25 protein-coding genes and 1 other RNA gene are annotated in these 25,127 nt (G+C 53.1%); 6 read left to right on the forward strand and 20 right to left on the reverse strand.

The features are described from left to right. The first annotated feature begins 22 nt into the window (after nt 1–22). Nucleotides 23–206: non-coding RNA, 6S RNA (ssrS, locus tag M1D91_RS19075), on the forward strand. An 18-nt stretch (nt 207–224) separates the two neighbouring features. Continuing rightward, nucleotides 225–830, forward strand: coding sequence for a 5-formyltetrahydrofolate cyclo-ligase (locus M1D91_RS19080; protein WP_437433960.1), 606 nt, complete (start codon nt 225–227; stop codon nt 828–830). A gap of 14 nt (nt 831–844) precedes the next feature. Here the strand turns inward: M1D91_RS19080 and M1D91_RS19085 are convergent, their stop codons facing one another. From M1D91_RS19085 to rpiA, 4 genes are all read right to left on the reverse strand, one after another. Further along, nucleotides 845–1,456, reverse strand: a complete 612-nt coding sequence (locus M1D91_RS19085) for a DUF2238 domain-containing protein (protein ID WP_437433961.1) — start codon at nt 1,454–1,456, stop codon at nt 845–847. A 75-nt stretch (nt 1,457–1,531) separates the two neighbouring features. Next, the gene (serA, locus tag M1D91_RS19090) at nt 1,532–2,764 is read right to left on the reverse strand and encodes a phosphoglycerate dehydrogenase (RefSeq protein ID WP_437433962.1); all 1,233 of its coding nucleotides are present in this window, start codon (nt 2,762–2,764) and stop codon (nt 1,532–1,534) included. Beyond that, entirely contained in the window at nt 2,730–2,990 is a 261-nt protein-coding gene (locus M1D91_RS19095; protein WP_437433963.1) for a hypothetical protein, read from the reverse strand. Before M1D91_RS19095 ends, serA begins: the two co-directional genes overlap by 35 nt. A gap of 40 nt (nt 2,991–3,030) precedes the next feature. Beyond that, a complete protein-coding gene (gene rpiA / locus M1D91_RS19100) occupies nt 3,031–3,690 on the reverse strand; it encodes a ribose-5-phosphate isomerase RpiA (RefSeq protein WP_437433964.1) in 660 nt (219 codons plus the stop codon). Nucleotides 3,691–3,855: 165 nt separating this feature from the next. Between rpiA and argP the strand changes: the two genes are divergently transcribed. Further along, nucleotides 3,856–4,755 carry a DNA-binding transcriptional regulator ArgP gene (gene argP, locus M1D91_RS19105; RefSeq protein ID WP_437433965.1) on the forward strand — a complete coding sequence of 300 codons (900 nt, stop codon included), beginning with the start codon at nt 3,856–3,858 and terminating at the stop codon, nt 4,753–4,755. Between the two features lie 31 nt (nt 4,756–4,786). Here argP and M1D91_RS19110 read toward each other — a convergent pair whose 3' ends face one another. Beyond that, a complete protein-coding gene (locus M1D91_RS19110; RefSeq protein WP_437433966.1) occupies nt 4,787–5,527 on the reverse strand; it encodes an oxidative stress defense protein in 741 nt (246 codons plus the stop codon). An 88-nt stretch (nt 5,528–5,615) separates the two neighbouring features. After that, a complete protein-coding gene (argO, locus tag M1D91_RS19115; protein WP_437433982.1) occupies nt 5,616–6,257 on the reverse strand; it encodes an arginine exporter ArgO in 642 nt (213 codons plus the stop codon). 206 nt (nt 6,258–6,463) lie between these two features. On the opposite strand from argO, the gene dctP reads away from it, so the two are divergent. After that, nucleotides 6,464–7,513 (forward strand): TRAP transporter substrate-binding protein DctP, encoded by a 1,050-nt coding sequence (dctP, locus tag M1D91_RS19120; RefSeq protein ID WP_437433967.1) that lies wholly within the window; start codon nt 6,464–6,466, stop codon nt 7,511–7,513. A 46-nt stretch (nt 7,514–7,559) separates the two neighbouring features. On the opposite strand, the gene mscS is transcribed toward dctP, so the two are convergent. The 11 genes from mscS to tkt all read right to left on the reverse strand — a co-directional run bounded on the left by mscS (nt 7,560) and on the right by tkt (nt 19,972). Next, a complete protein-coding gene (mscS, locus tag M1D91_RS19125; protein WP_437433968.1) occupies nt 7,560–8,435 on the reverse strand; it encodes a small-conductance mechanosensitive channel MscS in 876 nt (291 codons plus the stop codon). Between the two features lie 187 nt (nt 8,436–8,622). Next, a complete protein-coding gene (fbaA, locus tag M1D91_RS19130) occupies nt 8,623–9,702 on the reverse strand; it encodes a class II fructose-bisphosphate aldolase (RefSeq protein WP_437433969.1) in 1,080 nt (359 codons plus the stop codon). 100 nt (nt 9,703–9,802) lie between these two features. Beyond that, the gene (gene pgk / locus M1D91_RS19135; protein WP_437433970.1) at nt 9,803–10,966 is read right to left on the reverse strand and encodes a phosphoglycerate kinase; all 1,164 of its coding nucleotides are present in this window, start codon (nt 10,964–10,966) and stop codon (nt 9,803–9,805) included. A gap of 49 nt (nt 10,967–11,015) precedes the next feature. Then, the gene (epd, locus tag M1D91_RS19140; protein WP_437433971.1) at nt 11,016–12,035 is read right to left on the reverse strand and encodes an erythrose-4-phosphate dehydrogenase; all 1,020 of its coding nucleotides are present in this window, start codon (nt 12,033–12,035) and stop codon (nt 11,016–11,018) included. Nucleotides 12,036–12,317: 282 nt separating this feature from the next. Further along, nucleotides 12,318–13,028, reverse strand: coding sequence for a nucleoside/nucleotide kinase family protein (locus M1D91_RS19145; RefSeq protein WP_437433972.1), 711 nt, complete (start codon nt 13,026–13,028; stop codon nt 12,318–12,320). Then, nucleotides 13,025–13,534 carry an MltR family transcriptional regulator gene (locus M1D91_RS19150; protein ID WP_437433973.1) on the reverse strand — a complete coding sequence of 170 codons (510 nt, stop codon included), beginning with the start codon at nt 13,532–13,534 and terminating at the stop codon, nt 13,025–13,027. The genes M1D91_RS19145 and M1D91_RS19150 overlap by 4 nt, the downstream gene beginning before the upstream one ends. 15 nt (nt 13,535–13,549) lie before the next feature. Next, nucleotides 13,550–14,521: a class II fructose-bisphosphatase gene (gene glpX / locus M1D91_RS19155; RefSeq protein ID WP_437433974.1), complete on the reverse strand. Its 972-nt coding sequence runs from the start codon at nt 14,519–14,521 to the stop codon at nt 13,550–13,552. Continuing rightward, on the reverse strand, nt 14,518–15,795 hold the full coding sequence (locus tag M1D91_RS19160; protein ID WP_437433975.1) for a zinc-binding dehydrogenase: 1,278 nt from the start codon (nt 15,793–15,795) through the stop codon (nt 14,518–14,520). Before M1D91_RS19160 ends, glpX begins: the two co-directional genes overlap by 4 nt. A 20-nt stretch (nt 15,796–15,815) precedes the next feature. Then, on the reverse strand, nt 15,816–17,195 hold the full coding sequence (locus M1D91_RS19165; protein WP_437433976.1) for a PTS mannitol transporter subunit IICB: 1,380 nt from the start codon (nt 17,193–17,195) through the stop codon (nt 15,816–15,818). A gap of 26 nt (nt 17,196–17,221) precedes the next feature. Beyond that, complete coding sequence (gene cmtB / locus M1D91_RS19170; protein ID WP_437433977.1) at nt 17,222–17,665, reverse strand: PTS mannitol transporter subunit IIA; 444 nt, start codon at nt 17,663–17,665, stop codon at nt 17,222–17,224. 315 nt (nt 17,666–17,980) lie between these two features. Then, entirely contained in the window at nt 17,981–19,972 is a 1,992-nt protein-coding gene (tkt, locus tag M1D91_RS19175) for a transketolase (protein WP_457975824.1), read from the reverse strand. Between the two features lie 281 nt (nt 19,973–20,253). On the opposite strand from tkt, the gene loiP reads away from it, so the two are divergent. Then, nucleotides 20,254–21,012, forward strand: coding sequence for a metalloprotease LoiP (gene loiP / locus M1D91_RS19180; RefSeq protein ID WP_437434384.1), 759 nt, complete (start codon nt 20,254–20,256; stop codon nt 21,010–21,012). 47 nt (nt 21,013–21,059) lie between these two features. On the opposite strand, the gene speA is transcribed toward loiP, so the two are convergent. The 3 genes from speA to M1D91_RS19195 form a co-directional block, all read right to left on the reverse strand. Further along, a complete protein-coding gene (speA, locus tag M1D91_RS19185; RefSeq protein ID WP_437434385.1) occupies nt 21,060–23,036 on the reverse strand; it encodes a biosynthetic arginine decarboxylase in 1,977 nt (658 codons plus the stop codon). Further along, a complete protein-coding gene (gene yqgB, locus M1D91_RS19190; protein ID WP_437434386.1) occupies nt 23,029–23,178 on the reverse strand; it encodes an acid stress response protein YqgB in 150 nt (49 codons plus the stop codon). The genes speA and yqgB overlap by 8 nt, the downstream gene beginning before the upstream one ends. An 88-nt stretch (nt 23,179–23,266) precedes the next feature. Further along, nucleotides 23,267–23,410 (reverse strand): hypothetical protein, encoded by a 144-nt coding sequence (locus M1D91_RS19195; RefSeq protein WP_437434387.1) that lies wholly within the window; start codon nt 23,408–23,410, stop codon nt 23,267–23,269. Nucleotides 23,411–23,816: 406 nt separating this feature from the next. Here M1D91_RS19195 and metK point away from each other — a divergent pair, with 406 nt between their 5' ends. After that, the gene (metK, locus tag M1D91_RS19200; RefSeq protein ID WP_437434388.1) at nt 23,817–24,971 is read left to right on the forward strand and encodes a methionine adenosyltransferase; all 1,155 of its coding nucleotides are present in this window, start codon (nt 23,817–23,819) and stop codon (nt 24,969–24,971) included. Nucleotides 24,972–25,127 lie beyond the last annotated feature (156 nt).

The following is a 25,127-nucleotide window of genomic DNA, read 5'->3' on the forward strand; positions in this document are numbered from 1 at the left end:
GTAGAGTGACCGTGAAGACAAAATTTCTCTGAGATGTTCGCAAGCGGGCCAGTCCCCTGAGCCGATATTTCATACCACAAGAATGTGGCGCTCCATGGTTGGTGAGCATGCTCGGTCCGTCCGAGAAGCCTTAAAACCATGACGACACATTCACCTTGAACCAAGGGTTCAAGGGTTACAGCCTGCGGCGGCATCTCGGAGATCCCCTTCTTTCTTGCACTACCATGACTCAACTCGTTGAAACGCTCACCTCCCGACAGAACATCCGCAAAGAGATACGGCAACGTCGCCGGGCACTGACCTCTGAGCAACAAACGCAGCTTTCTGAACAAGCCGCAGCACGCATGATGGCTTACCCACCGGTACTGATGGCGCATACCATTGCCCTCTTTCTCTCATTTGACGGAGAACTGGATACGCGGCCTTTGATAGCGCAGCTATGGCGCAGCGGCAAACGCGTCTATCTTCCGGTATTGCACCCGTTCAGTCCGGGGAATTTGCTGTTCCTGCACTACCACCCACATAGTGAACTGGTAGTGAATCGTCTGAAAATTCAGGAGCCGAAGCTGGATGTGCGCGACGTGCTGCCGCTCGACAAGCTCGATGTGTTAGTCACCCCGCTCGTCGCCTTCGACGAACAGGGGCAGCGGCTGGGTATGGGCGGCGGCTTTTACGATCGTACGCTGCAACACTGGCAGCGTTACAACGTGCAGCCAGTAGGATTTGCTCATGACTGTCAGCAGGTGGACGCGTTGCCCGTCGAAGAGTGGGATATTCCACTCCCTGCGGTCGTCACGCCATCAAGGGTGTGGGAATGGCCGCGCGGGTAACGCGCAGCCATGTTTTATTGAGCAGGAAGTTGGCGAATCTGCCGGTTATGCCAGCGTGCCAGCACGAACACCGTCGTGAGCGCGCCGAGTAACGCGCACAGCATGTCTGATTGCGTATCCCAGGGATCGCCCTGCGTACCCAGGAAATCATCCGCGCCCTGCCCCATTGCCAGCGCCGCCCACCATTCAATCAGCTCATAGAAGGCGCTAATCGCCAGCGCAATGCAGCACACCACAAACGCGACCATTTTACGTCCCTGCACATAGCCGCCACGGATGAGGATCTCCCGCGCTGCCAGCGCAGGCACCAGCCCCTGGAAAAAGTGGCCCAGTTTATCGTAGGGGTTGCGGCTCAGCCCCAGCCACGCCTGCACATCAAAACCAACAGGCACTTTGGCGTAGGTATACATTCCGCCCACGATCAGTATCAGCGCATGGAAAAAAATCAGGGTATAAAGCAAGGGCGTCAGTGGATAACGCACCCGGGTCAATAGCAGTAACGGGACCACCACACAGACCGGGATGACCTCCATAAGCCAGGTCATTTTATCGGCAGTGTTGATACCGGTATAAATGAGAATAAGCAGCAGGATAAATGCGCCGCCTCTTAGCATGGTACTTGTCATAACACCCGCCACAGAACAAGAAGTATGCGCATAAGACAACAGGCCGGACGGGGATCTCCGTCCGGCAGAAGTGGATTAGTACAGCATACGGGCGCGAATGGTGCCAGGAATGGCCTTCATGCTCTGTAGCGCTTTCTGCGCTACATCTTCTTCCGCTTCAATATCAATAACTACATACCCCATCATCGGCGTGGTTTGCAGGTACTGGGCGGCAATGTTGATGCCTTCGGCCGCAAAGATTTGGTTGATGGCGGTCAGGACACCCGGGCGGTTTTCGTGAATGTGCAGCAGGCGGCGACCACCATGCAGTGGCAGAGAAACTTCCGGGAAGTTAACCGCAGACAGCGTCGAGCCGTTGTCGGAATACTTGATAAGCTTACCCGCCACTTCCAGGCCGATATTTTCCTGCGCTTCCTGGGTTGAACCACCAATGTGTGGCGTCAGAATCACGTTGTCGAATTCACACAGCGGTGAATTGAACGGATCGCTGTTGGTCGCCGGCTCCGTCGGGAAGACGTCAATCGCCGCACCGGCCAGATGCTTACGCTTAAGGGCATCACACAGCGCCGGAATATCCACTACCGTGCCGCGCGCGGCGTTAATCAGCAGCGAGCCGGGTTTCATCAGGGCAATCTCTTCAGCACCCATCATGTTTTTGGTCGATGCATTTTCCGGAACGTGCAGACTGACCACATCACTCATGTTCAGAAGATCGGAGAGGTGCTGTACCTGAGTGGCGTTGCCCAGCGGCAGTTTGCTTTCAATGTCATAGAAAAAGACATGCATTCCGAGGGATTCCGCCAGGATGCCTAACTGCGTACCAATGTGGCCGTAACCGATAATACCCAGCTTCTTACCACGCGCTTCGTAAGAGCCCGCAGCGAGCTTGTTCCAGATACCACGGTGCGCTTTGGCATTCGCTTCCGGAATACCGCGCATCAGCAGCAGCAGTTCACCGATCACCAGCTCTGCGACAGAACGGGTGTTCGAGAACGGGGCGTTGAACACCGGAATCCCGCGTTTCGCCGCGGCGTCGAGGTCAACCTGGTTGGTACCGATACAGAAGCAGCCGACCGCGACCAGTTTTTCCGCCGCCGCAATAATCTCTTCAGTGAGGTTGGTACGGGAACGTAAACCGATAAAGTGGGCATCACGGATAGACTCTTTGAGCTGCTCGCTGTCCAGCGCGCCTTTGTGATACTCAATGTTGGTGTAACCTGCAGCACGAAGGCTATCGAGTGCTTTCTGATGCACTCCTTCGACGAGCAGAAACTTAATTTTGTCTTTCTCCAGTGATACCTTTGCCATTTACCCGACCCTGTTTTTTGTCATAACTGATGTTGTGTGGAATATCATCCGCTGCAGTCAACATATCAAAAAAAACTATTGCAGCAATATGAACGTTTGCGTCGCCGTTGTGAGGAAAAGTCATACAGCCATAAATGGCAGATGAATATGCTAAAAATGGCTTAAGGTACGGCAGGAAGATAAGGAGGGGCAGGTAAATGTGACAGAAGTCACCAAATTCCGGCATCAAATTTTTTTCAGAGGGGGGAAGTGCTCCCCCACTCAGATCATTTCACAATGGTTTTGACGCCGTCGGCGCTACCAATCAGGGCAACATCCGCACCACGATTAGCGAACAGGCCGACCGTGACCACGCCCGGAAGACCGTTGATCGTATTCTCCAGCGCAACCGGATCAATAATTTCCAGACCGAATACATCGAGAATGACGTTACCGTTGTCCGTCACCACGCCCTGACGGTACTCAGGACGACCGCCCAGCTTAACCAGCTCCCTGGCGACCGCACTGCGCGCCATAGGAATGACTTCAACCGGCAGCGGGAACGCCCCCAGAATATCGACCTGTTTGGATGCATCCGCAATGCAGATAAACTTGTCAGCAACGGACGCGATGATCTTCTCACGCGTCAGCGCGGCACCGCCGCCTTTGATCATCTGCATGTTGCCGTTGATCTCATCGGCGCCATCAACGTAGATCCCAAGACGATCGACTTCGTTAAGATCAAAGACAGTAATACCCAGTTTTTTAAGTTTTTCTGTGGAAGCATCGGAGCTGGATACCGCCCCCTCAATCTGCCCTTTCATTGTTCCGAGTGCATCAATAAAGTGTGCGGCGGTGGAACCTGTCCCCACACCTACGATAGTGCCCGGTTCAACATAGTCGAGTGCTGCCCAGCCTACTGCTTTTTTCAGTTCGTCCTGCGTCATGGTCGTTCGCCTGTGATATGAAATTCAGGCCGCATTATAAAGCACAGGCAGGCTAAAAGTCCCTGTGAGCCTCGTCACATAACTGGCAGACGTATTTTCGTCTGCCAGTGACAAATTTTTATGTCATAGTGCTGAGTAATTATTTTGCAGGAGTAACTCGAAGCAATGAAACGTCCGGACTACAGAACGTTACAGGCACTTGATGCGGTCATTCGTGAACGCGGGTTTGAGCGCGCCGCGCAAAAGCTGTGTATCACTCAGTCCGCCGTATCGCAGCGTATTAAGCAACTGGAAAATATGTTCGGTCAACCGCTGCTGGTGCGCACCGTACCGCCTCGTCCGACCGAACAGGGGCAAAAATTGCTGGCGTTGTTGCGCCAGGTTGAGTTACTGGAAGATGAGTGGCTGGGCGATGAGCAGACGGGGTCGACTCCCCTGCTGCTTTCTCTGGCGGTCAACGCCGACAGCCTGGCCACCTGGCTGCTACCGGCTCTGGCCCCGGTACTGGCAGACTCCCCCATACGTCTGAACCTGCAAGTGGAAGATGAAACACGTACCCAGGAACGCCTGCGTCGCGGGGAAGTGGTGGGTGCGGTGAGTATTCAGCCGCAGGCGCTGCCGAGCTGTCTTGTCGATCAACTGGGTGCGCTCGATTACCTGTTCGTGGGTTCCAAAGCCTTTGCAGAACGTTACTTCCCGAACGGTGTGACCCGTTCTGCGCTGCTCAAAGCGCCCGCCGTGGCTTTCGATCATCTCGACGATATGCATCAGGCCTTTTTACAGCAGAACTTTGACCTGCCGCCGGGCAGCGTACCTTGCCATATCGTTAACTCATCAGAAGCCTTTGTCCAGCTGGCGCGCCAGGGCACGACCTGCTGCATGATCCCGCATCTGCAGATTGAAAGAGAGTTGAATGCCGGTGAGTTAATCGACCTGACGCCAGGGCTGCTTCAGCGTCGCATGCTCTACTGGCACCGCTTTGCGCCGGAAAGCCGCATGATGCGCAACGTGACGGATGCTCTTCTGGAATACGGGCATAAGGTTTTAAGGCAGGATGTGTCATGAAACCCTCTCCCGAAAGAGAGGGTAAAAAGTATTATTTTGCTGCGGCCTGCGGTTCGCCCTGGGCGGCGGCAGGCTCAAGCTGGAACACCACGTCAACCTGATCGGCGAACTGAATGGTTGGCTGTTCGTAGGTCTCCTGCGCGGAAACCGGTGCAGCTTCCGCTTTCATCATCCGCACCATCGGCGTCGGCTGGTAATTAGAGACGTGGTAACGGACGCTGTACACCGGGCCGACTTTGGCATTAAAGCCCGCTGCCAGCTGTTCTGCCTGATGAACAGCGTCATCAATCGCGGCTTTACGCGCTTTATCTTTATACGATTCGGGTTGCGCAACGCCCAGGGAAACAGAGCGAATTTCATTCAACCCCGCTTTTAACGCGCCGTCTAACAGTGAGTTTAGCTTTTCTAAATCACGCAGCGTCACTTCCACGGTGCGCACTGCACGCCAGCCTTTGAGCACACTCTTACCGTTCTGATAATCGTAATCCGGCTGGGTGCGCAGGTTCGCTGAATCGATATCCTTCTTCACCACGCCATTCTGATCGAGGAAGCTCAGGTACTGGGCCACGCGCTCATCGGCTTGTTTCTTAGCAGATGCGGCGTCTTTCGCTGCGATATTCACCTCAATCGCCAGAGTCGCGATATCCGGCACTGCATCCACGCTTGATGTGCCTGAAGTGACAATATGAGGTCCGTCAGGCAGTTCACTTGCCTGAACCGACATTGCACTTACTCCTACTAATGCCGCCAGGGCCATCATTTTGAATTTCACAGTTGCTCCTCCATGTTGCTTTTCACGCCCGTAAGAAACGGCACGCCTCGCAGCAAGAGTAGCGGGCTATGCCGGTTTGTCCATCAGACTACACCGAGTTAAATAGCGCATGAACATGCGCAAGGCCCTCTTTTGCCAGTTGAGCTGCAATTACCCACATCACCAGACCGACAATCGTATTAATAATACGCTGGGCTTTGGCGGTGCGCAGTCGGGGAGCAAACCAGGCAGCCAGCAGCGCCAGACCAAAAAACCAGATAACCGACGCGCTGACAGTCCCCATCGCAAACCAGCGCTTCGGCACGGCGTCAAGTTGCCCCCCAAGGCTCCCGAGTACGACAAAAGTATCCAGATACACATGCGGGTTAAGCCAGGTCACCGCCAGCATGGTGGCAACAATTTTCCACCGTCCCTGCTTCATGGCTCCTGCGGTAGTGAGTTCAATGTTGCGACTTACCGCCGTTTTGAATGCACCGAAGCCATACCAGAGCAGGAAAGCGACGCCACCCCAGGTCACCAGCGCCAGCAGCCAGGGTGACTGCATAAGCAGTGCGCTGCCACCAAAAATGCCCGCACAAATAAGCAGCAAATCGCTGAAGGTACAAAGAAAAGCGGTCATAAGATGGTATTGCCGCCGGATCCCCTGATTCATCACAAATGCATTTTGCGGACCCAGAGGCAGAATAAGCGCCGCCCCAAGGATAAGCCCTTGAAAATAATAAGATACCACGTTCATTTCCCCGTCATTTATTTCAGCAGGCTGACTATACCTGCTAAAAATTATTAGAGGAAATTGAAAAAATTAATCCTTGATAAGTACTACTGATAATGCCGTTTTCAGAATTTGACCGCCGATAACTACCGACGAGAAGTGGAATTTTTTTATGGTTGTGACCTGATAAAGACGAGACGCTTTCCATTAAAAAAGGACTTACTATGCTACACAACGCCCTCCTTTCCCGCTGCCTCCCACTTGTGATGATTTTACTGAGTATTCCAGCCCAGGCCTTAAGTGAGACAGTGTTGCGTTACACCGACCATGAACCCTATGGCGGCATGCGCACACTGCTTATCAAGACGGTCTTCTTTGCCGCCATCGAAAAAGAGTCACAGGGGCGGCTAAAAATTGATGCCCACTGGAACGGCGAGCTCGCTACAAGTTACGCCGCGCTGAAAACGCTTGGGGAAGGAAAGAAAGCCGATATAGGCATTGTGGTGCCGGAATACACCCCTGAAGCACTGCCGTTACATCAGATTTTCAAAAGCTTTCCGGTAGGACCAGGCCTGGGAGGCAAACAAGTCGAATTTTTTCGACGCGTATTCAGTGAACTACCCGCATTCAGCGAGGAGTTGAAGAAAAATAACCTCGTTAACCTGCAATTTTTCCTCGGCTACCCGGCCGGTTTCTTTAGTGCCAAACCTCTGCAAACCTTAGCCGATCTGAAGGGAGAAACCTGGCGCACCGCCAGCTTCTGGCACAAGGGTTTTCTGAAGAATGCGGGCGCAACCCCGGTCACGATGCCCTGGACACCCGCCATCGCTGAGGCATTAGGCAACAGTAAACTCTCAGGGTTGATTGTGAATCTCGACAGTGGATATGACCTGAAGGCACATCATGTCGCTCCCCACCTTTTATTCTCACCTTCACTGTGGCTCGGGCATGTTTACCTCCTGGTCATGAATCAGGAGACCTGGAATGGTCTTGAAAAACAGGATCAACAAGCCATACAGCGCGCCGCTGCCAGCACGCTAACCAACATGGGAACAGTGCTGGACAGTAGCGTGGTCTCTTTGGTGAAAAAGATGGAGGACGAAGGGGTGACGGTACGGTATTTGAGTCATGAAGAACAAATGGCCTGGCAGGCTGACAGCCATTACTCAGAGGTGCAAACAACCTGGGCTGCGGAACAAAAAAAACAGGGAGTTAAAGGGGCTGCGGAAACCATACGCGCAGTAACGCCGATACTGGATTCTGTCATGCGCTAACCCCGGTGAGAACCGATGCCCGCGCCGTTAGGCGCGGGCGAACAGATTATTCCGCGTGCGCGGCTTTATTATCCGCGTCTTTGACACGCTTAAAATTCACGTCCATCTGCGGGTAAGGGAAGCTGATGCCATGCTCGTCGAAGCTGCGTTTCACGCGCTCCAGCACATCCCAGTAAACGTTTTGCAGGTCACTGCTGTTGCTCCAGACGCGCACCACAAAATTGATTGATGACGCACCCAGTTCATTCAGACGTACTGTCATTTCGCGATCTTTCAGAATGCGCTCGTCAGATTCAATAATGTCCGTGAGCAATTTTCTGACCAGATCGATATCCGAGTCGTAAGCCACGCCAATAATAAACTCGTTACGACGCACCGGCTCGCGGGAGAAGTTAATAATGTTACCGGCAATAATCTTGCCGTTAGGGATAACAATGATGCGGCCATCGGCACTGCGCAGCGTAGTAGAGAAGATCTGCACCTGCAGCACCGTACCCGCCACCCCGCCCAGGTCAACGTATTCACCAGAACGGAACGGGCGGAAGGTGACCAGCAACACCCCTGCAGCAAGGTTAGACAGCGACCCCTGTAAAGCAAGGCCAATAGCCAGACCCGCCGCACCCAGCACCGCAATTACCGATGCGGTTTGTACGCCGACGCGTCCCAGAGCGGCAATCAATGTAAAGGCAATAACGCCGTAGCGCACCAGTGCAGAAAGGAAATCCGCCACGGTGGCATCAATATGCCGTGCGCGCATCAATTTGTTTACGGTGTTGGAAATCATCCGGGCAATGATCATACCCACGATGATGATGGCGATGGCGGCGACGATGTTAACAGCGTAACTTAGCAGCAACGCCTGGTTTGTCACTAACCAGGACCCCGCGCTGTTGATGCTGTCGACGACGTTGAGATCTTCCATTCTTCATTCCTTATGTTGATTCGTACGAGATTACTCCAACCCGACGGTGGCGGACAGACTTCTAAAGGGTAAACAAAAGAGGGAATTTTGCCAAATGGATCACATTTAATATCGGTGCATGCCATTGAAGAGACAATAAAAAAGCCCGCACTGAAGGCGGGCTTTTAAGCGTAAAGACTCGCTCAGATTACAGAACGTCTACTGCGTTCAGCTCTTTGAAAGCCTGCTCCAGACGAGTGATCATGGAAGTCTGAGCGGAACGCAGCCATACGCGCGGATCGTAGTATTTCTTGTTCGGCTGGTCTTCGCCTTTCGGGTTGCCCAGCTGACCCTGCAGATACGCTTCGTTGGTTTTGTAGTAGTTCAGAATACCTTCCCAGGTCGCCCATTGGGTGTCGGTATCGATGTTCATTTTGATAACACCGTAGCTTACGGAGTCTTTGATTTCCTGAGCAGTAGAACCGGAACCGCCGTGGAATACGAAGTTCAGGCTGTTGTGCGGCAGGTTATGTTTTTTGGAAACATATTCCTGAGAGTCGCGCAGGATAGTCGGGGTCAGTTTAACGTTACCTGGTTTGTAAACGCCATGAACGTTACCGAAAGAAGCCGCGATGGTGAAACGTGGGCTGATGGCATTCAGTTTAGTGTATGCGTAATCAACGTCTTCCGGCTGGGTGTAAAGTGCAGAAGCGTCCATGTGGCTGTTGTCCACGCCGTCTTCTTCACCACCGGTGCAACCCAGTTCAATTTCCAGGGTCATGCCGATTTTCGCCATGCGCGCCAGGTACTTAGAGCTGATTTCGATATTCTCTTCCAGAGACTCTTCAGACAGGTCAATCATGTGAGAAGAGAACAGCGGTTTACCGGTAGCGGCGAAGTGTTTTTCACCGGCGTCCAGCAGGCCGTCGATCCACGGCAGCAGTTTCTTCGCGCAGTGGTCGGTGTGCAGAATAACCGGAACACCGTAGTGCTCAGCCATCTGATGCACATGATGAGCACCAGAGATAGCACCCAGGATAGCAGCACCCTGAGGAATGTCGGTCTTCACGCCTTTACCAGCGATGAATGCAGCGCCACCGTTGGAGAACTGAACGATAACCGGCGCTTTCACTTTTGCAGCGGTTTCCAGAACGGCGTTAATGGAATCGGTGCCCACGCAGTTAACGGCTGGCAGCGCAAAGTTGTTTTCTTTAGCTACCTGGAACACTTTCTGAACGTCATCACCGGTGACGACGCCCGGTTTTACGAAATCAAAAATTTTAGACATGTTTTCGAGTCCTGTTTCTGTATCTTCGACCGTTGGAAAAATAGTTCGCGAGCTTTACGCGCGCTGAAAAATGGGCAGGTTACCCTGCCCTTTTGAATACTTACTGCTTAGCGCGCTCTTCGAGCATGGCGACTGCTGGCAGCACTTTGCCTTCCACGAATTCGAGGAACGCACCGCCACCTGTAGAGATGTAGGAAATTTTGTCAGCAATACCGAACAGGTCGATTGCTGCCAGGGTATCACCACCACCTGCGATGGAGAACGCTTCGCTGTCAGCGATAGCGTTAGCAACAATTTCAGTACCTTTACGGAAGTTCGGGAATTCGAACACGCCGACCGGGCCATTCCACAGAATGGTCTTCGCATTTTTCAGGATTTCAGCGAGTTTCTCAGCAGAGGCGTCGCCCAGATCCAGAATCTGCTCTTCGTCTTTAATGTCGCTGACGGATTTCAGCGTTGCGGTTGCGGTTTCAGAGAACTCGGTCGCCACGCGAACGTCAGTAGGGACCGGGATATCGCATGTGGTCAGCAGACGTTTAGCTTCGCTAACCAGATCCGCTTCATACAGGGATTTACCCACGTTGTGGCCTTGAGCGGCAACGAAGGTGTTCGCGATGCCGCCGCCGACGATCAGTTGGTCAGCAATTTTAGACAGTGAGTCCAGTACAGTCAGTTTAGTGGAAACTTTAGAACCACCAACGATAGCCACCATCGGACGGGCAGGCTCTTTCAGCGCTTTACCCAGTGCTTCCAGCTCATCTGCCAGCAGCGGGCCAGCACAAGCAACGTCAGCAAATTTGCCGATACCGTGCGTGGACGCCTGCGCGCGGTGCGCGGTACCGAAAGCATCCATTACGAATACGTCGCACAGCGCTGCGTATTTTTTGGACAGCGCTTCGTCGTCTTTCTTCTCGCCTTTGTTAAAGCGAACGTTTTCCAGAACAACGAGCTCGCCTGCTGCGACTTCAACACCGTCCAGGTAGTCTTTAACCAGACGTACTGGGCTCGACAGCTTGTCTTTCAGGTAATTAACAACCGGCAGCAGAGAGAATTCTTCATTGTACTCGCCTTCGGTTGGACGGCCCAGGTGGGAGGTAACCATTACTTTTGCACCCTGCTTCAGCGCCAGTTCGATGGTCGGCAGAGAAGCACGAATACGTGCATCGCTGGTCACTTTGCCATCTTTAACCGGTACGTTCAGATCCGCACGAATGAAAACGCGTTTACCTGCCAAATCCAGATCGGTCATCTTAATTACAGACATGGTGAATCCTCTCAATGATTCATAAAGTTTTGCGGGTGCAACTTACACCCTACCTGAAACCTTTCGCGGCCATCGCTAACGTCGTGTCGAGCATTCGGTTAGCAAAGCCCCATTCGTTATCGCACCACACCAGGGTTTTAATAAGGTGCGAACCACTGACCCGCGTCTGCGTGCCGTCGACAATGGCACTGTGGGGATCGTGGTTAAAATCAACTGAAACCAACGGTAATTCCGTATAGTCAACTATACCATGAAAAGTCCCACGTGCTGCTTTTTGCAGCAACGCATTGACTTCACTGGCTTTTACCGGACTTTTGACCGTTACGCTCAGATCTATTGCCGTCACGTTAATGGTCGGTACACGGACCGCAATTGCCTCAAAACGATCATGGAATTGCGGAAAAATACGGGTAATTCCTGCGGCCAGTTTGGTATCCACCGGGATAATGGACTGGCTGGCGGCGCGCGTGCGACGCAAATCCGGGTGGTAAGCATCAATAACTTGCTGGTCGTGCATGGCGGAGTGAATGGTGGTTACCGTTCCCCACTCAATGCTAAACGCATCATCAAGCAGCTTAATGACCGGAATAATACAGTTTGTCGTGCAGGAGGCATTTGACACAATCCGGTCTTCGACACGAAGTAGCGCTTCGTTTACGCCAAAAACCACCGTCGCGTCGAGATCGTTGCTACCAGGATGGGAGAAAAGCACTTTTTTGGCACCAGCGGCAAGATGGGCTTCCCCATGTTCACGGTTGCCAAACACGCCCGTGCAATCAAGCACAACATCAACGCCCAGTTCTCGCCAGGGCAGTTGTGCGAGCTCAGATTCATGCAGAATGCGGATAACATCATCGCCGATGAATAGCTGCTCACGTTCCTGATGCACATCCCATGCAAACCGCCCGTGGCTGGTGTCGTATTTTAATAAATGGGCCATGCCTGCGGCATCGGCCAGTTCATTAATCGCCACCACGGTGATTTCCGCTCGTCGCCCGGATTCATATAAAGCACGAACCACATTGCGCCCGATGCGACCGAAGCCATTTATCGCTATGCGTACGGTCATAGATCTCCTGCAAGGCTAACCTGTCCTGAAGTGGCTAACAGAGTAATGCAGCAACCTTCAGAGGGGAATCCTCGCCTGTCACAAACGACAACTGATTGATTATTTGTCGAACATTTAAACAACTGAAACGCTTCAGCTAGAATAAGCGAATCATGGAATAAAAGGAACGGCTGTCCCGCCAGACTGAACAATTATCTGACCTGCGTCACATTTTAAGGCCAATCCAGCGGGCAATTATTCCACTCTGTCGCCTTCCAGCTGACTCACAGGGTTGGCTGCCTTTCAGGCAATGTTATAGCGCCCATCGCTGGACATAAACAGTGTCAGGTCAGGCACGCAGCTGCACGTCAGTACGCGTTCAACGTTGGGACCATCAGTCTGGATATAGAATGCTTCCGCCTCCGACAACGTTAATCCTCCCGTCTGCTTCCGGGCAATAAGCCGCTCCCGAAGAACCTCAGCAGGCGCGTTGATGAAGAGCGAAAAATCGCAGTACCGGGCTAACGCCCGCCAGCGGATATCATCCAGTAACAGCCAGTTACCCTCTACAATAACCATCGGCGCCGTCACAATAACGGCCTCTTCGACCGGATCGTGCTTTTGTCTGTCGTACTGCGGCCATGTACCATCTCTCTCGCGAATCTGTTGCAGGTTTTGCTCAAGCTTCGCCACATCAAACGTCTCCGGTGCGCCTTTGTAAGGCCGCAAACCCTGCGCATCCAGCCAGCTGTTGTAATGATGAAAACCGTCCATGGGTAACGTCTGGATCTCGGGCAGGTCGGCATCCCGGCGACAGAGATATTCCCAGAAGGTCGTAAGCGTTGATTTTCCCGTGCCGGGCGGGGCGCTGAGAAAGACGATGGTCCGTCGCGCAGAATGCGCGGCATGTACTTGTGCCAGTTTTCGCAGCAAGGGCTTATGAACATGTTCTATTTCATCATCATGGTAATGGGCCTCTGTCTGTAGCCCATTCACCGTCAGTGCGATTTTCACGGCGAGAGTTCCTTTAATATTGCCGTTACCGCAAGCGTGAGTGCCGTCTTGACCATATCGCTAAAGCGAACCGCAGACCAGGCGGCAAAGTCGGCAAATTTCATCGACTTTAGCGCACCATACAGAGTGGTATTACGGGTTATACAATTCACGTTACTGATGAAATCCCAGGTGATATCGTCAGCAAAACCTGGGATCTCAGTCTGGTCTTTCAGATACTGATAAAACTGAGTGAAATGGGTGATATCGGCATAGAGCCATTTATCCATTTTCCCCAGCGCATAGATCAGTCGTAACGCCACATCAATGTCGTCAAGCGGCCCGCTTTGCGCGAGCAAAGGCTTCACTGCATATTCCACGATCTCTTCATCGTTATCGACGAACAGCGACGGCAGAAAGCGCTTAATCCCCAGTAGCAAGATGTCATGTGCCACCGTCATAAACGCAAATAAGTCCTCCTGAGCGTCCAGTTGCTCAAGCACATCATCTTCTGTCAGCGTCGTCATTCGTCTCTCGATAAATCACCATGAATGCAGGGAGTTTATTATATTACACGTCCGATCCGCGCCGCCGATCAGTAAAGTTTGCGTGCGCACACCGTTCGCTACCTGTTGAATGCCATTAACCAGATCGCCGCCAGTCACACCGGTCGCGCTAAAGAGGATGTCACGCCCCCCTGCCAACTCCTCCAGCGAATAGACACGGTTGACCTCTACACCCATTTCCGTGCAACGCTGGCGTTCCTGCTGCGCGATCGTGCGATTTTCGGCGCTGTCGTCTTTTGCCTGGCAAAAGTCAATCAACTCCGCCTGCATATCACCGCCCAGCGCCTTGACCGCGCAAGCAGAGATCACCCCTTCCGGCGCGCCACCGATGGTGAACATCAGGTCATAAGGATTATCCTGCTGACAGGTCAATACGCTGGCTGCGACGTCGCCGTCCGGCAGGGCAAACACTTTCACCCCGAGGCGTGTGGCTTCGGCAATCATGGGCTGTAAGCGTAGTTTGTCCAAGGTAACCATCCGCAGGCTCTCCAGAGGTTTACCCAGCGCGCTGGCGATGTTGCGTAAATTTTCCGCCAGCGGCAACGCCAGATCGATAGCCCCGGCAGCCCGTCCATTAACGACCAGTTTCTTCATATACATATCAGGGGCATGGAGTAGACTGCCGCGCGGTGCAAACGCCATGACTGCCAGGGCATTACTCTGCCCCATCGCCACCATCCGTGTGCCTTCAATAGGGTCGACCGCAATATCCACTTCCGGCCCGACACCACGACCAACCTCTTCGCCAATCCACAGCATTGGCGCTTGGTCAATCTCCCCCTCGCCAATCACGATGCGCCCGCGAATAGCGATATCATTCAACGCCTGACGCATGGCGGTGACCGCCAGCCCATCGATTCGGTTCTTATCGCCACACCCGGTTTGCGGCCAGGCAGCCAGCGCTGCCTGTTCCGTAATGCGAAAGAGCGGCCATGCCAGAGACATCATGCCGCAGCCTCCCCGATATCCACGCCGAAATGGGCCAGCAGGTATTTCTCCGCCTTCTCATTCCAGATGCCGTGCGTCTCTTCAACCAGCCGTGCCAGTTCACTGAACAGCGGATCGGTTTTCCCTTTTTCAGCAAAATCGGTAATTGCCGTCAGCGGCATCGTCACGCCGTTATAGATGAGCTTTTTACCGCCAGGAATATCCGGTAGGTTAAGAACGGTATCAGGCACCGCATCCAGTCCGCCAATATGGGTCACCATAAAGGATGGCTGGAGCTGACCGGTCGCACTGAGAGCAATCGCCTCTTTCATGTCATCCGTTGAACCACCGGATGTGCCCACCACATGCGTGCTGTTGTAATGCACGTTGTAGAAGTTAAAGGGAACCTTAAACTGGCTGTCGGTCGGCCCGGCAAAGAAATTCAGGCAACCATCTTCGGCGAGAAGCTCGTCGGCCATCTCAATCACGGACGGTACGGCGGCGTAGACAAAAACGTCATCAAAACCGGCATCACCGGTGAGCGCCCGCAGCTGCGTTGCGGGGTTGTCCATGTCACGGGTATTCACATAGATAAGCTCGATGCCTTTTGCCGACGCCAGCGCAACCGGTAACAGCTTTTTCGCCTGCGCCAGGCGGGCTTCATCGATATCCACCACCACCACGCGCGAGGGTTGAATACCACCGTTTATCGCGTAATCAATGGCACCAATCCCCATTGGCCCGGCGCAGGCCAGCAGTGCGATATTCCCGCCAGGTTTAATCCCCATCCGGTGCTCATAAACATACGGCGTGGTGTGATAATTGGCGTTATAGGCACCGATAATGCAACACATTGGCTCCGCCAGCGATGCCGCCGCAAAATAGGAGCCGTGATACGGTAATACGCACCCCAGATTGATGGCGATTTCGGGAATGATCATATAGGTTGCATTCCCGCCAAAATATTCATAGCTATATCCGGCAGAATAACCACTGGGCAAACCCATTGCGGGTTGCAAAACAAAACGCTGCCCTTTTTTATACCTGTCGACCAGGTTTTTACCTACCTCAACAATAATTCCTGCGCATTCATGTCCGGTAATGACCGGATGGTTTTCCAGATCATTCGGAACGCGTTTATGTTCGCTTCCCAGACAGGCGGCTTTCCATGTTGATAAACACACGCTGTCGGAGATAACGCTGACCAATAATTCATTTTCAGTTATTTCTGGCAATTCAAATTCACGGATGCGAACATCCCGCTTGCCATAAATAGCAGCCACTTTGGTTTTCATAACGACTCCAGAAAATAATACTAGTTGGCGGTAAGATGTTTAAAGAGCCCATCCAGGTTCGGGTCGCCAATATAGTTATTAATGAGGACCAGGGGTTTATTCGTAACGCGTTTTACTCGCCCCTCAAGGCTGGCATGAGTCACAATCATATCGGCATCGTCTGGTACATTTTCGATAGCGTAATGATGAACCTCGATTGTCAGTCCCGCCTTTTCAAGACGCTTACGGAATGTGGTTGCGCCCATTGCGCTTGAACCCATTCCGGCGTCACAAACAAAAGCAATGCGTTTTATAGTGCGATATGAAAACGCCCCTTCCTGTTTCATAACCTTCACTGCTTTAGCAGAGTCACTGAATGAATCTTCGTCTGCCGCTTCGCTATTTTTCTCCATTTTCAAAATGAAAGAAGTAATAAGAAAGGTAATCAGGGTTCCTGCGGTGACGCCGGCAATGGTCGCGAGGAAACAACCTTTCGGGGTCAACGCGAGATAAGCAAAAATAGAGCCTGGGCTTGGACCTGCTACCAGCCCGCCACCTAACAGATTAAATACCCATGTTCCGCTCATGCCCCCTGCAATCATGGCGATAAGCGTCAGCGGCTTCATCAGCACATACGGGAAGTAGAGTTCATGGATGCCGCCGAGGAAGTGGATAATCATCGCCCCTGGCGCTGACTTCTTCGCCATACCTTTGCCAAAAAAGGAGAAGGCCAGCAGCAGACCTAAGCCCGGCCCGGGGTTAGAGGCAACCATGAAGAAAATAGACTTTCCGGTTTCCGAAGCCTGTTGCATCCCCAGCGGATAATAAACCCCCTGATCGATGGCATTGTTTAAGAAGAGAATTTTCGCCGGTTCGTTGATCAATGACAGCAGAGGCAGATAGCCCGCGTGGACCAGCGCTTCGATACACTCTTTGACGAAATTATTCGCGATAAGCACGGCCGGACCGATAACCTCAAACCCCAGCAGGCAGAGGATCATCCCGGCAATACCGAGCGAAAAGTTATTAATGACCATCTCAAAACCGGCAGGAATACGCTTTTCCAGCGCCCGATCAATATATTTAATGATCACGCCACCGAGCGGACCGATGATCATCGAGCCGAGGAACATTGGAATATCCGCCCCCACAATGACGCCAATGGTGCCGATTCCTCCCATTACTCCGCCGCGTTTACCTCCAACCAGAAACCCGCCGGTGGAACCGATCATGACTGGTAATAAATAGGTAATCATCGGCCCGACGATTTTGGCGAAATGCTCATCTGGCAGCCAACCGGTCGGGATAAATAGCGCGGTGATAAAACCCCAGGCAATAAAAGCGCCAATATTGGGGATAACCATTGCGGTTAAAAATCCCCCAAAAGCCTGGACCTTCGCACGAGCAGACTTGTGTTCCATAATAATATCCTGAAATGAGAAAATAATTATGCGCGAGCAATAATATCCGCCAGCTGTTTTTCTGACTTTGCCGCTAACAACTCGGTAAGTGATTCCTCCTCACATAATAGTTCGCTTAATGCCTGTATAGCACCGATATGTGAATCTGCATCTGCGGCGGATAATCCGATAAGCAATTTAACGGGTTCATTAGCCTCACCAAAATTAACGGTTTCTTTAAGTAGCGTTAATGACATTCCAGTTTTTAACGCGCCACACTCCGGGCGAGCATGCGGCATTGCAACGCCTGGCGCGAGAATATAATAAGGCCCATTTTTTAACGTCGAATCTTTAATAGCTTGTATATAGTCGGGGGTAACATAATGATTAAACAGCAGCGCAGACATGGAAGTATCAATAGCTTCCTGCCAATCATTCACCGAATTTATTATTGATACGGATTTCTCCGGAAAATAATCAATCAGTCGCATGAATTATCCTTATTTTATTTTCGGGTATAAAGTGCGGTCAAAAATAAAATACGCTTGCCTAAGAATGAGATCAATCTCTGGACAAAAGCGACGATAAGAATAAGTCCTGTTTTAGATGCGATATAAATCAATGCGTTGTAAATCAAAATAAATTTTGCAATAGCATTTACGCGATCACCATAGCAAAATTACAACTAACTTATTTTATGATTTTGTAATGAATATCACACTAAAGCACTTGCCTCTGACAAAAATAAAAAACTACAGGCATAAAAAAAGGGTCGCCTGAGCGACCCTTTGTCATGTTTCTCGCAATTACAGCAGTGCTTTTGCTTTGGCAACAACGTTCTCAACGGTGAAACCAAACTCTTCAAACAGCAGCTCCGCCGGGGCAGACTCACCGAAAGTGGTCATGCCAATGACCGCGCCGTTCAGGCCCACGTATTTGTACCAGTAGTCCGCAATGCCCGCTTCAATGGCAACACGCGCGGACACCGCTTTTGGCAGCACAGATTCACGGTAAGCTGCATCCTGCCTGTCGAACGCGTCGGTGGACGGCATGGACACCACGCGCGCCTTCACGCCTTCGGCAGTCAGTTTCTCCCATGCCGCAACCGCCAGCTCCACTTCAGAACCGGTGGCGATGAAGATAATCTCCGGCTGGCCGTTGCTGTCTTTCAGTACGTAACCACCGCGGGCGATATTCGCCAGTTGCTCTTCGGTACGCTCCTGCTGCGCCAGGTTCTGACGCGACAGAATCAGCGCGGTCGGGCCGTCCTGACGCTCCACGCCGTATTTCCACGCAACGGCAGATTCAACCTGGTCGCACGGACGCCAGGTGGACATGTTCGGGGTCACGCGCAGGGAAGCCACCTGCTCCACCGGCTGGTGCGTCGGACCGTCTTCGCCCAGACCGATGGAGTCGTGGGTGTAGACCATCACCTGGCGCTGCTTCATGAGGGCCGCCATACGCACCGCGTTACGCGCGTACTCGACGAACATCAGGAAGGTGGAGGTGTACGGCAGGAAGCCGCCGTGCAGGGCGATGCCGTTGGCAATCGCGGTCATGCCGAACTCGCGCACGCCGTAGTGGATGTAGTTACCCGCCGTGTCTTCGTTAATCGCTTTCGAGCCGGACCACAGGGTCAGGTTAGACGGCGCGAGGTCCGCAGAGCCGCCGAGGAACTCAGGCAACAGCGGACCAAAAGCTTCAATCGCATTCTGCGACGCCTTGCGGCTGGCGATTTTCGCCGGATTAGCCTGCAGTTTCGCGATGAACTCGCTGGCTTTCGCATCAAAGTCAGCCGGCATCTCGCCTTTCATACGGCGGGTGAATTCAGCGGCCTGCTCAGGGAAGGCTTTCGCGTACGCGGCGAACTTCCCGTTCCACGCGGACTCTTTCGCCTGACCGGCTTCTTTCGCATCCCACTGGGCATAAATTTCAGACGGGATGTCAAAGGCCGCGTGTTTCCAGCCCAGCTGCTCACGGGTCAGGGCGATTTCCGCGTCGCCCAGCGGCGCACCGTGGGAGTCGTGGGTGCCCTGTTTGTTCGGCGAGCCGAAACCAATGATGGTTCTGCACATCAGCAGGGACGGTTTGTCGGTGACGGCGCGCGCTTCTTCCACGGCGCGTTTAATGGCGTCAGCATCGTGGCCGTCCACGCCGCGCACCACGTGCCAGCCGTAGGCTTCGAAACGGGCAGCGGTGTCGTCGGTGAACCAGCCTTCAACGTGGCCGTCGATGGAGATGCCGTTGTCGTCATAGAACGCCACCAGTTTACCCAGTTTCAGGGTACCGGCCAGGGAGCACACTTCGTGAGAAATGCCTTCCATCATGCAGCCGTCGCCCATGAACGCGTAGGTGAAGTGGTCAACGATGTCGTGGCCCGGACGGTTGAACTGCGCCGCCAGAGTCTTCTCGGCAATCGCCATGCCCACGGCGTTGGCAATGCCCTGCCCCAGCGGACCGGTGGTGGTTTCCACACCGGCGGTGTAGCCCACTTCCGGGTGGCCCGGGGTTTTGGAATGCAGCTGGCGGAAGTTTTTCAGCTCGGATATCGGCAGGTCATAACCGGTGAGGTGCAGCAGGCTGTAAATCAGCATCGAGCCGTGGCCGTTGGAGAGCACAAAGCGGTCGCGGTCGGCCCAGGCCGGGTTGTTCGGGTTGTGGTTCAGGAAATCACGCCACAGGACTTCGGCAATGTCAGCCATACCCATCGGGGCTCCCGGATGACCGGATTTGGCTTTCTGTACCGCGTCCATGCTCAGCGCACGAATGGCATTGGCAAGCTCTTTACGTGAGGACATTTTGACTCCAGATCGGACTGTTAAAGGCCATACCCGCAACGACTTGACTACAGCGCGTTTTGGGCTACGCCGGAAAAAAGTGCCAACAATGTAACCCAAGCGGCAAGTCATGTACATGGAGCATCCTTTTGACGATTAAGAAATCTCTGGAAGCTGCCTGCGCGTTGCGCAATGGACTCGCCCGCTTATCATTCTATTCTTTATACTTATGCATCCGCACCGGTTCGATTGTAACCGGCGTGGTATCAGAATGATGAGTCAACCTGCGTGGAAAATAAGAGATGAAAATTCGCCCGGCTTTGCTTGCTTTGGCCACCGCTACCCTGCTGGCAGGCTGCCAGAATATGGACTCTAACGGCTTTTTGTCTTCGGGGGCCGAAGCCTTTCAGGCCTACAATCTGAGTGATGAACAGGTCAAAACCCTGAGTGATGAAGCCTGTAAGCAGATGGACGGTAAAGCCAGTATCGCCCCTGCAAGCAGCCAGTACAGCCAGCGTCTCGCTAAAATTGCCAACGCATTAGGTGACAACATCAACGGCCAGCCGGTGAACTACAAAGTTTACATGGCGAAAGATGTCAACGCCTTCGCCATGGCCAATGGCTGTATCCGCGTTTACAGCGGTCTTATGGATATGATGAATGACAACGAAGTCGAAGCGGTCATCGGCCATGAAATGGGCCACGTTGCGCTCGGTCATGTGAAGAAAGGTATGCAGGTGGCGTTAGGCACCAACGCGGTTCGTGCAGCGGCGGCCTCTGCGGGCGGCGTGGTGGGAAGCCTGTCACAATCACAGCTGGGGTCGCTCGGAGAAAAACTGGTGAATTCGCAGTTCTCGCAGCGTCAGGAGTCCGAAGCGGATGATTACTCCTATGATCTGTTGCGCAAACGCGGTATCAGCCCGCTCGGCCTGGCAACCAGCTTCGAGAAACTGGCAAAACTGGAAGAGGGACGCCAGAGTTCCATGTTTGACGATCACCCGGCCTCAGCAGCGCGTGCGCAACACGTTCGCGACAGACTGGCAGCAGACGGGATTAAATAACGGAAACAGTGCCGGAGGTGTTTTCTGCCTCCGGCAGTATGACTTAATTACTCATCTTCAAGATACGTATAACCGTACAGCCCCGCCTCAAACTCTTCGAGGAATTGCTGCTGTAACGCATCGTCCAGATCCGTTTGCTTGACCTGATCGCGGAACTGGGTCAGCAGGGTTTTCGGATCAAGCTGCACGTATTCCAGCATGTCCGCCACGGTATCTCCCTCATCCGACAACTCCACTTCCACGCTGCCGTCAGGGAAGACAAAGACATCCACCGCTTCGGTATCGCCAAACAGGTTATGCATGTTGCCAAGGATCTCCTGATAAGCCCCTACCATAAAGAAGCCCAGCATCGGTGGATTCTCAGGATCGTATTCCGGCATCGGCATGGTGGTAGCGATGCCGTCACCATCGACATAGTGATCGATAGCGCCATCGGAGTCACAGGTGATATCCAGCAGCACGGCACGACGTTCCGGGATTTGATTTAACCCTTCCAACGGCAGAACCGGGAACAACTGATCGATGCCCCAGGCGTCCGGCATTGACTGGAACAGCGAGAAGTTGACGTACATCTTGTCCGCCATACGTTCCTGCAATTCGTCAATAATAGGCCGATGCGCACGGTTACTCGGATCGAGCTGCTTTTGCACCTCATGACACATATTGAGGTACAACTGCTCAGCCCACGCACGCTCCTGCAGACTGAAGGCACCGGAAGAGTAGCCGATATGAATATCATGCAGATCCATCTGGCTGTCATGCAGCCACTCGCGCAGCGAACGACGCGTGCCCGGCTCGTGCATCTCCTGCCAGGTTTCCCACATGCTTTGCAGCGCGCGTGGCGCATCTTCCGCCGGAGCCGTCGCCTCGGTATACTCGTTGCGCTCAACCCCGATGATGTTAGAGACCAGAACCGTATGGTGTGCTGTTACCGCACGCCCGGACTCAGTAATCACCGTTGGATGCGGCAGGCCATTCTCTTCGCAGGCATCGCCAATGGCCCAGATGATATTATTGGCATACTCATTAAGGCCGTAGTTCACCGAACAGTCGGACTGCGAACGCGTCCCTTCATAGTCCACGCCCAGACCACCGCCGACGTCGAAGCATTGAATATTCACGCCAAGCTTATGTAACTCAACGTAAAAACGTGCCGACTCACGCACGCCGGTGGCAATGTCACGGATGTTGGCCATCTGCGAGCCAAGATGGAAATGCAGCAGCTGGATACTGTCCAGGCGACCACGTTCACGCAGAATTTCCACCAGTTGCAGCACCTGGTTTGCTGCCAGGCCGAATTTAGACTTCTCACCGCCGGAGGACTGCCATTTACCGGAGCCCTGTGAGGCCAGACGCGCACGCACGCCAAGACGCGGGATCACGTTCAGGCGCTCAGCTTCATCCAGCACGATGGCGATTTCAGACATTTTCTCGATGACAAGATAGACCTTGTGACCCATCTTCTCGCCAATCAGCGCCAGACGGATGTATTCACGGTCTTTATAGCCGTTACAGACAATGACGGAGCGGGTCATGCCAGCATGGGCCAGTACCGCCATCAGTTCCGCTTTTGAGCCCGCCTCCAGTCCCAGAGGTTCCCCAGAGTGAATCAGAGATTCAATCACCCGGCGATGCTGGTTCACCTTAATGGGGTAGACCAGGAAATAATCGCCATTGTAGCCATAAGACTCACGTGCACGTTTGAACGCAGCATTAATAGAGCGCAGGCGATGTTGCAGAATCTGTGGGAAGCAGAACAATGCAGGCAGGCGTTGGCCCTGCGCTTCACGTGCTTTCACCAATTGCGCAAGATCGACACGTGCCTCCGGGACGTCAGGATCGGGACATACGCTGATATGGCCCAGTTCGTTGACGTCATAATAGTTATTGCCCCACCAGGCAATGTTGTAAGTACGTAGCATCTTGCTGGCTTCCTGGGAGCTCATCGCAACCTCCTGCATGGAACGTAGTACACCGTGCTCGCCTGCTGACGAAGGCGAAAATGAAGACAGGTCGTCAGACATCGCGAACCTCAAAAGTTTTAAGTGTAAGACAGTCAACTACTATCGCAGCGTAACAATGCGATAACAACCCATAAGCAGTCTGATTTTCCAGCACAAAATGCTGGGACGCAGACTGTGCGACCGGTTTCTTGTTCATATTCATTGTAAAACACGTGACCGAACTTACGTATGACGGTTCGGCGAAACCACGAGAAAACTCCTGTGTGATCAGGAGAGCCCTTGTTCAGTCGTCACCGCGCCATGCCGGCCCGGGAGTCCTGAGAAGCGCCGAAATGGGTATAACATCGGCAGGTTTGCAGACTGGATTTGCGGATTGCGGGAAAAGTATGTGCGTCAGAACGACGCAGCAGATTCTGCAGAAAACGACGGTTCATTATCTCGTATCACCTCCACGCAAATCAGGATGATTCGCGACAAGCCAAAGCCATAAATTGCTTAACCCGGCTGGAAGTGGCAACACGGTAACCCGTGCGCTTTTTAGATAAGCCGCGCGCGGCGTTTTATACCGACTACAGGCTAAAAATGCAAAATAAAAAATTACGTTTGCGGCACGGGCAGGAAAAATTTCTGTAACCATATCAGTCAGTCGGTGTGGCGCATCAAAAAACGCTGGCAATGGGGTTAAGAATTAACCTAGAATAGCCATCCAGATGTTAATCCATCTAAACTGATTAACACTTAGACAGCCTGTGCCTTTACCTGCACGCCTTAGCTGCGCTACGCAAAGGCAACCCGGCACGCTGTCCAGGCCAACCGAATTATTCCAGGTGAAAACAGAACATGGCAAAACACCTTTTTACGTCTGAGTCCGTTTCAGAAGGGCATCCTGACAAAATTGCTGACCAAATTTCCGACGCCGTGCTGGACGCGATCCTTGAACAGGATCCGAAAGCGCGCGTTGCCTGTGAAACCTATGTGAAAACCGGCATGGTGCTGGTCGGTGGCGAAATTACCACCAGCGCATGGGTGGATATCGAAGAGATCACCCGTAAAACCGTCCGCGAGATTGGCTATGTGCATTCTGACATGGGCTTTGACGCTAACTCTTGCGCCGTACTAAGCGCCATTGGTAAACAGTCTCCTGACATCAACCAGGGTGTTGACCGCGCCGATCCGCTGGAACAGGGTGCGGGCGACCAGGGCCTGATGTTTGGTTATGCCACCAATGAAACTGACGTTCTGATGCCAGCGCCCGTTACCTACGCACACCGTCTGGTTGAGCGTCAGGCACAGGTGCGTAAAAATGGCACGCTGCCGTGGCTGCGCCCGGATGCGAAAAGCCAGGTCACTTTCCAGTATGACGATGGCAAAATCGTTGGTATCGACGCGGTAGTGCTCTCTACTCAGCACGCTGAAGATATCGACCAGAAATCGCTGCAGGAAGCGGTGATGGAAGAGATCATCAAGCCGGTTCTGCCGACCGAATGGCTGAATACCTCTACCAAATTCTTTATCAACCCGACGGGCCGTTTTGTTATCGGTGGCCCGATGGGCGACTGCGGTCTGACCGGTCGTAAAATCATCGTTGATACCTACGGCGGCATGGCGCGTCACGGTGGCGGCGCTTTCTCCGGTAAAGATCCCTCAAAAGTGGACCGTTCTGCGGCGTACGCGGCGCGTTACGTAGCGAAAAACATCGTGGCGGCGGGTCTTGCGGATCGTTGTGAGATTCAGGTTTCCTATGCGATTGGTGTCGCTGAACCGACCTCCATCATGGTGGAAACATTTGGCACAGAAAAAGTCCCTGCAGACCAGCTGACTCTGCTGGTGCGCGAGTTTTTCGACCTGCGCCCGTATGGCCTGATTCAGATGCTGGATCTGCTGCATCCTATCTACAAAGAAACCGCAGCCTACGGTCACTTTGGTCGCGAACATTTCCCCTGGGAAAAAACCGACAAAGCGGCACAACTGCGCGAAGCGTCGGGCCTGAAATAATCCTCTGCCCCTGCCGCGAGAAAAGCCAGACCTGTGCTGGCTTTTTCTTTTAATGCCAGCAAAAAATTCCCTCACGCTTCCTGACGCTGACTATAATTGTTATGGATTATCAGCAGCTTATTGAAACCGATTACATCACGTCTGACGCGGCGTTCA

It is taken from the genome of Enterobacter sp. SA197, from assembly GCF_054131575.1.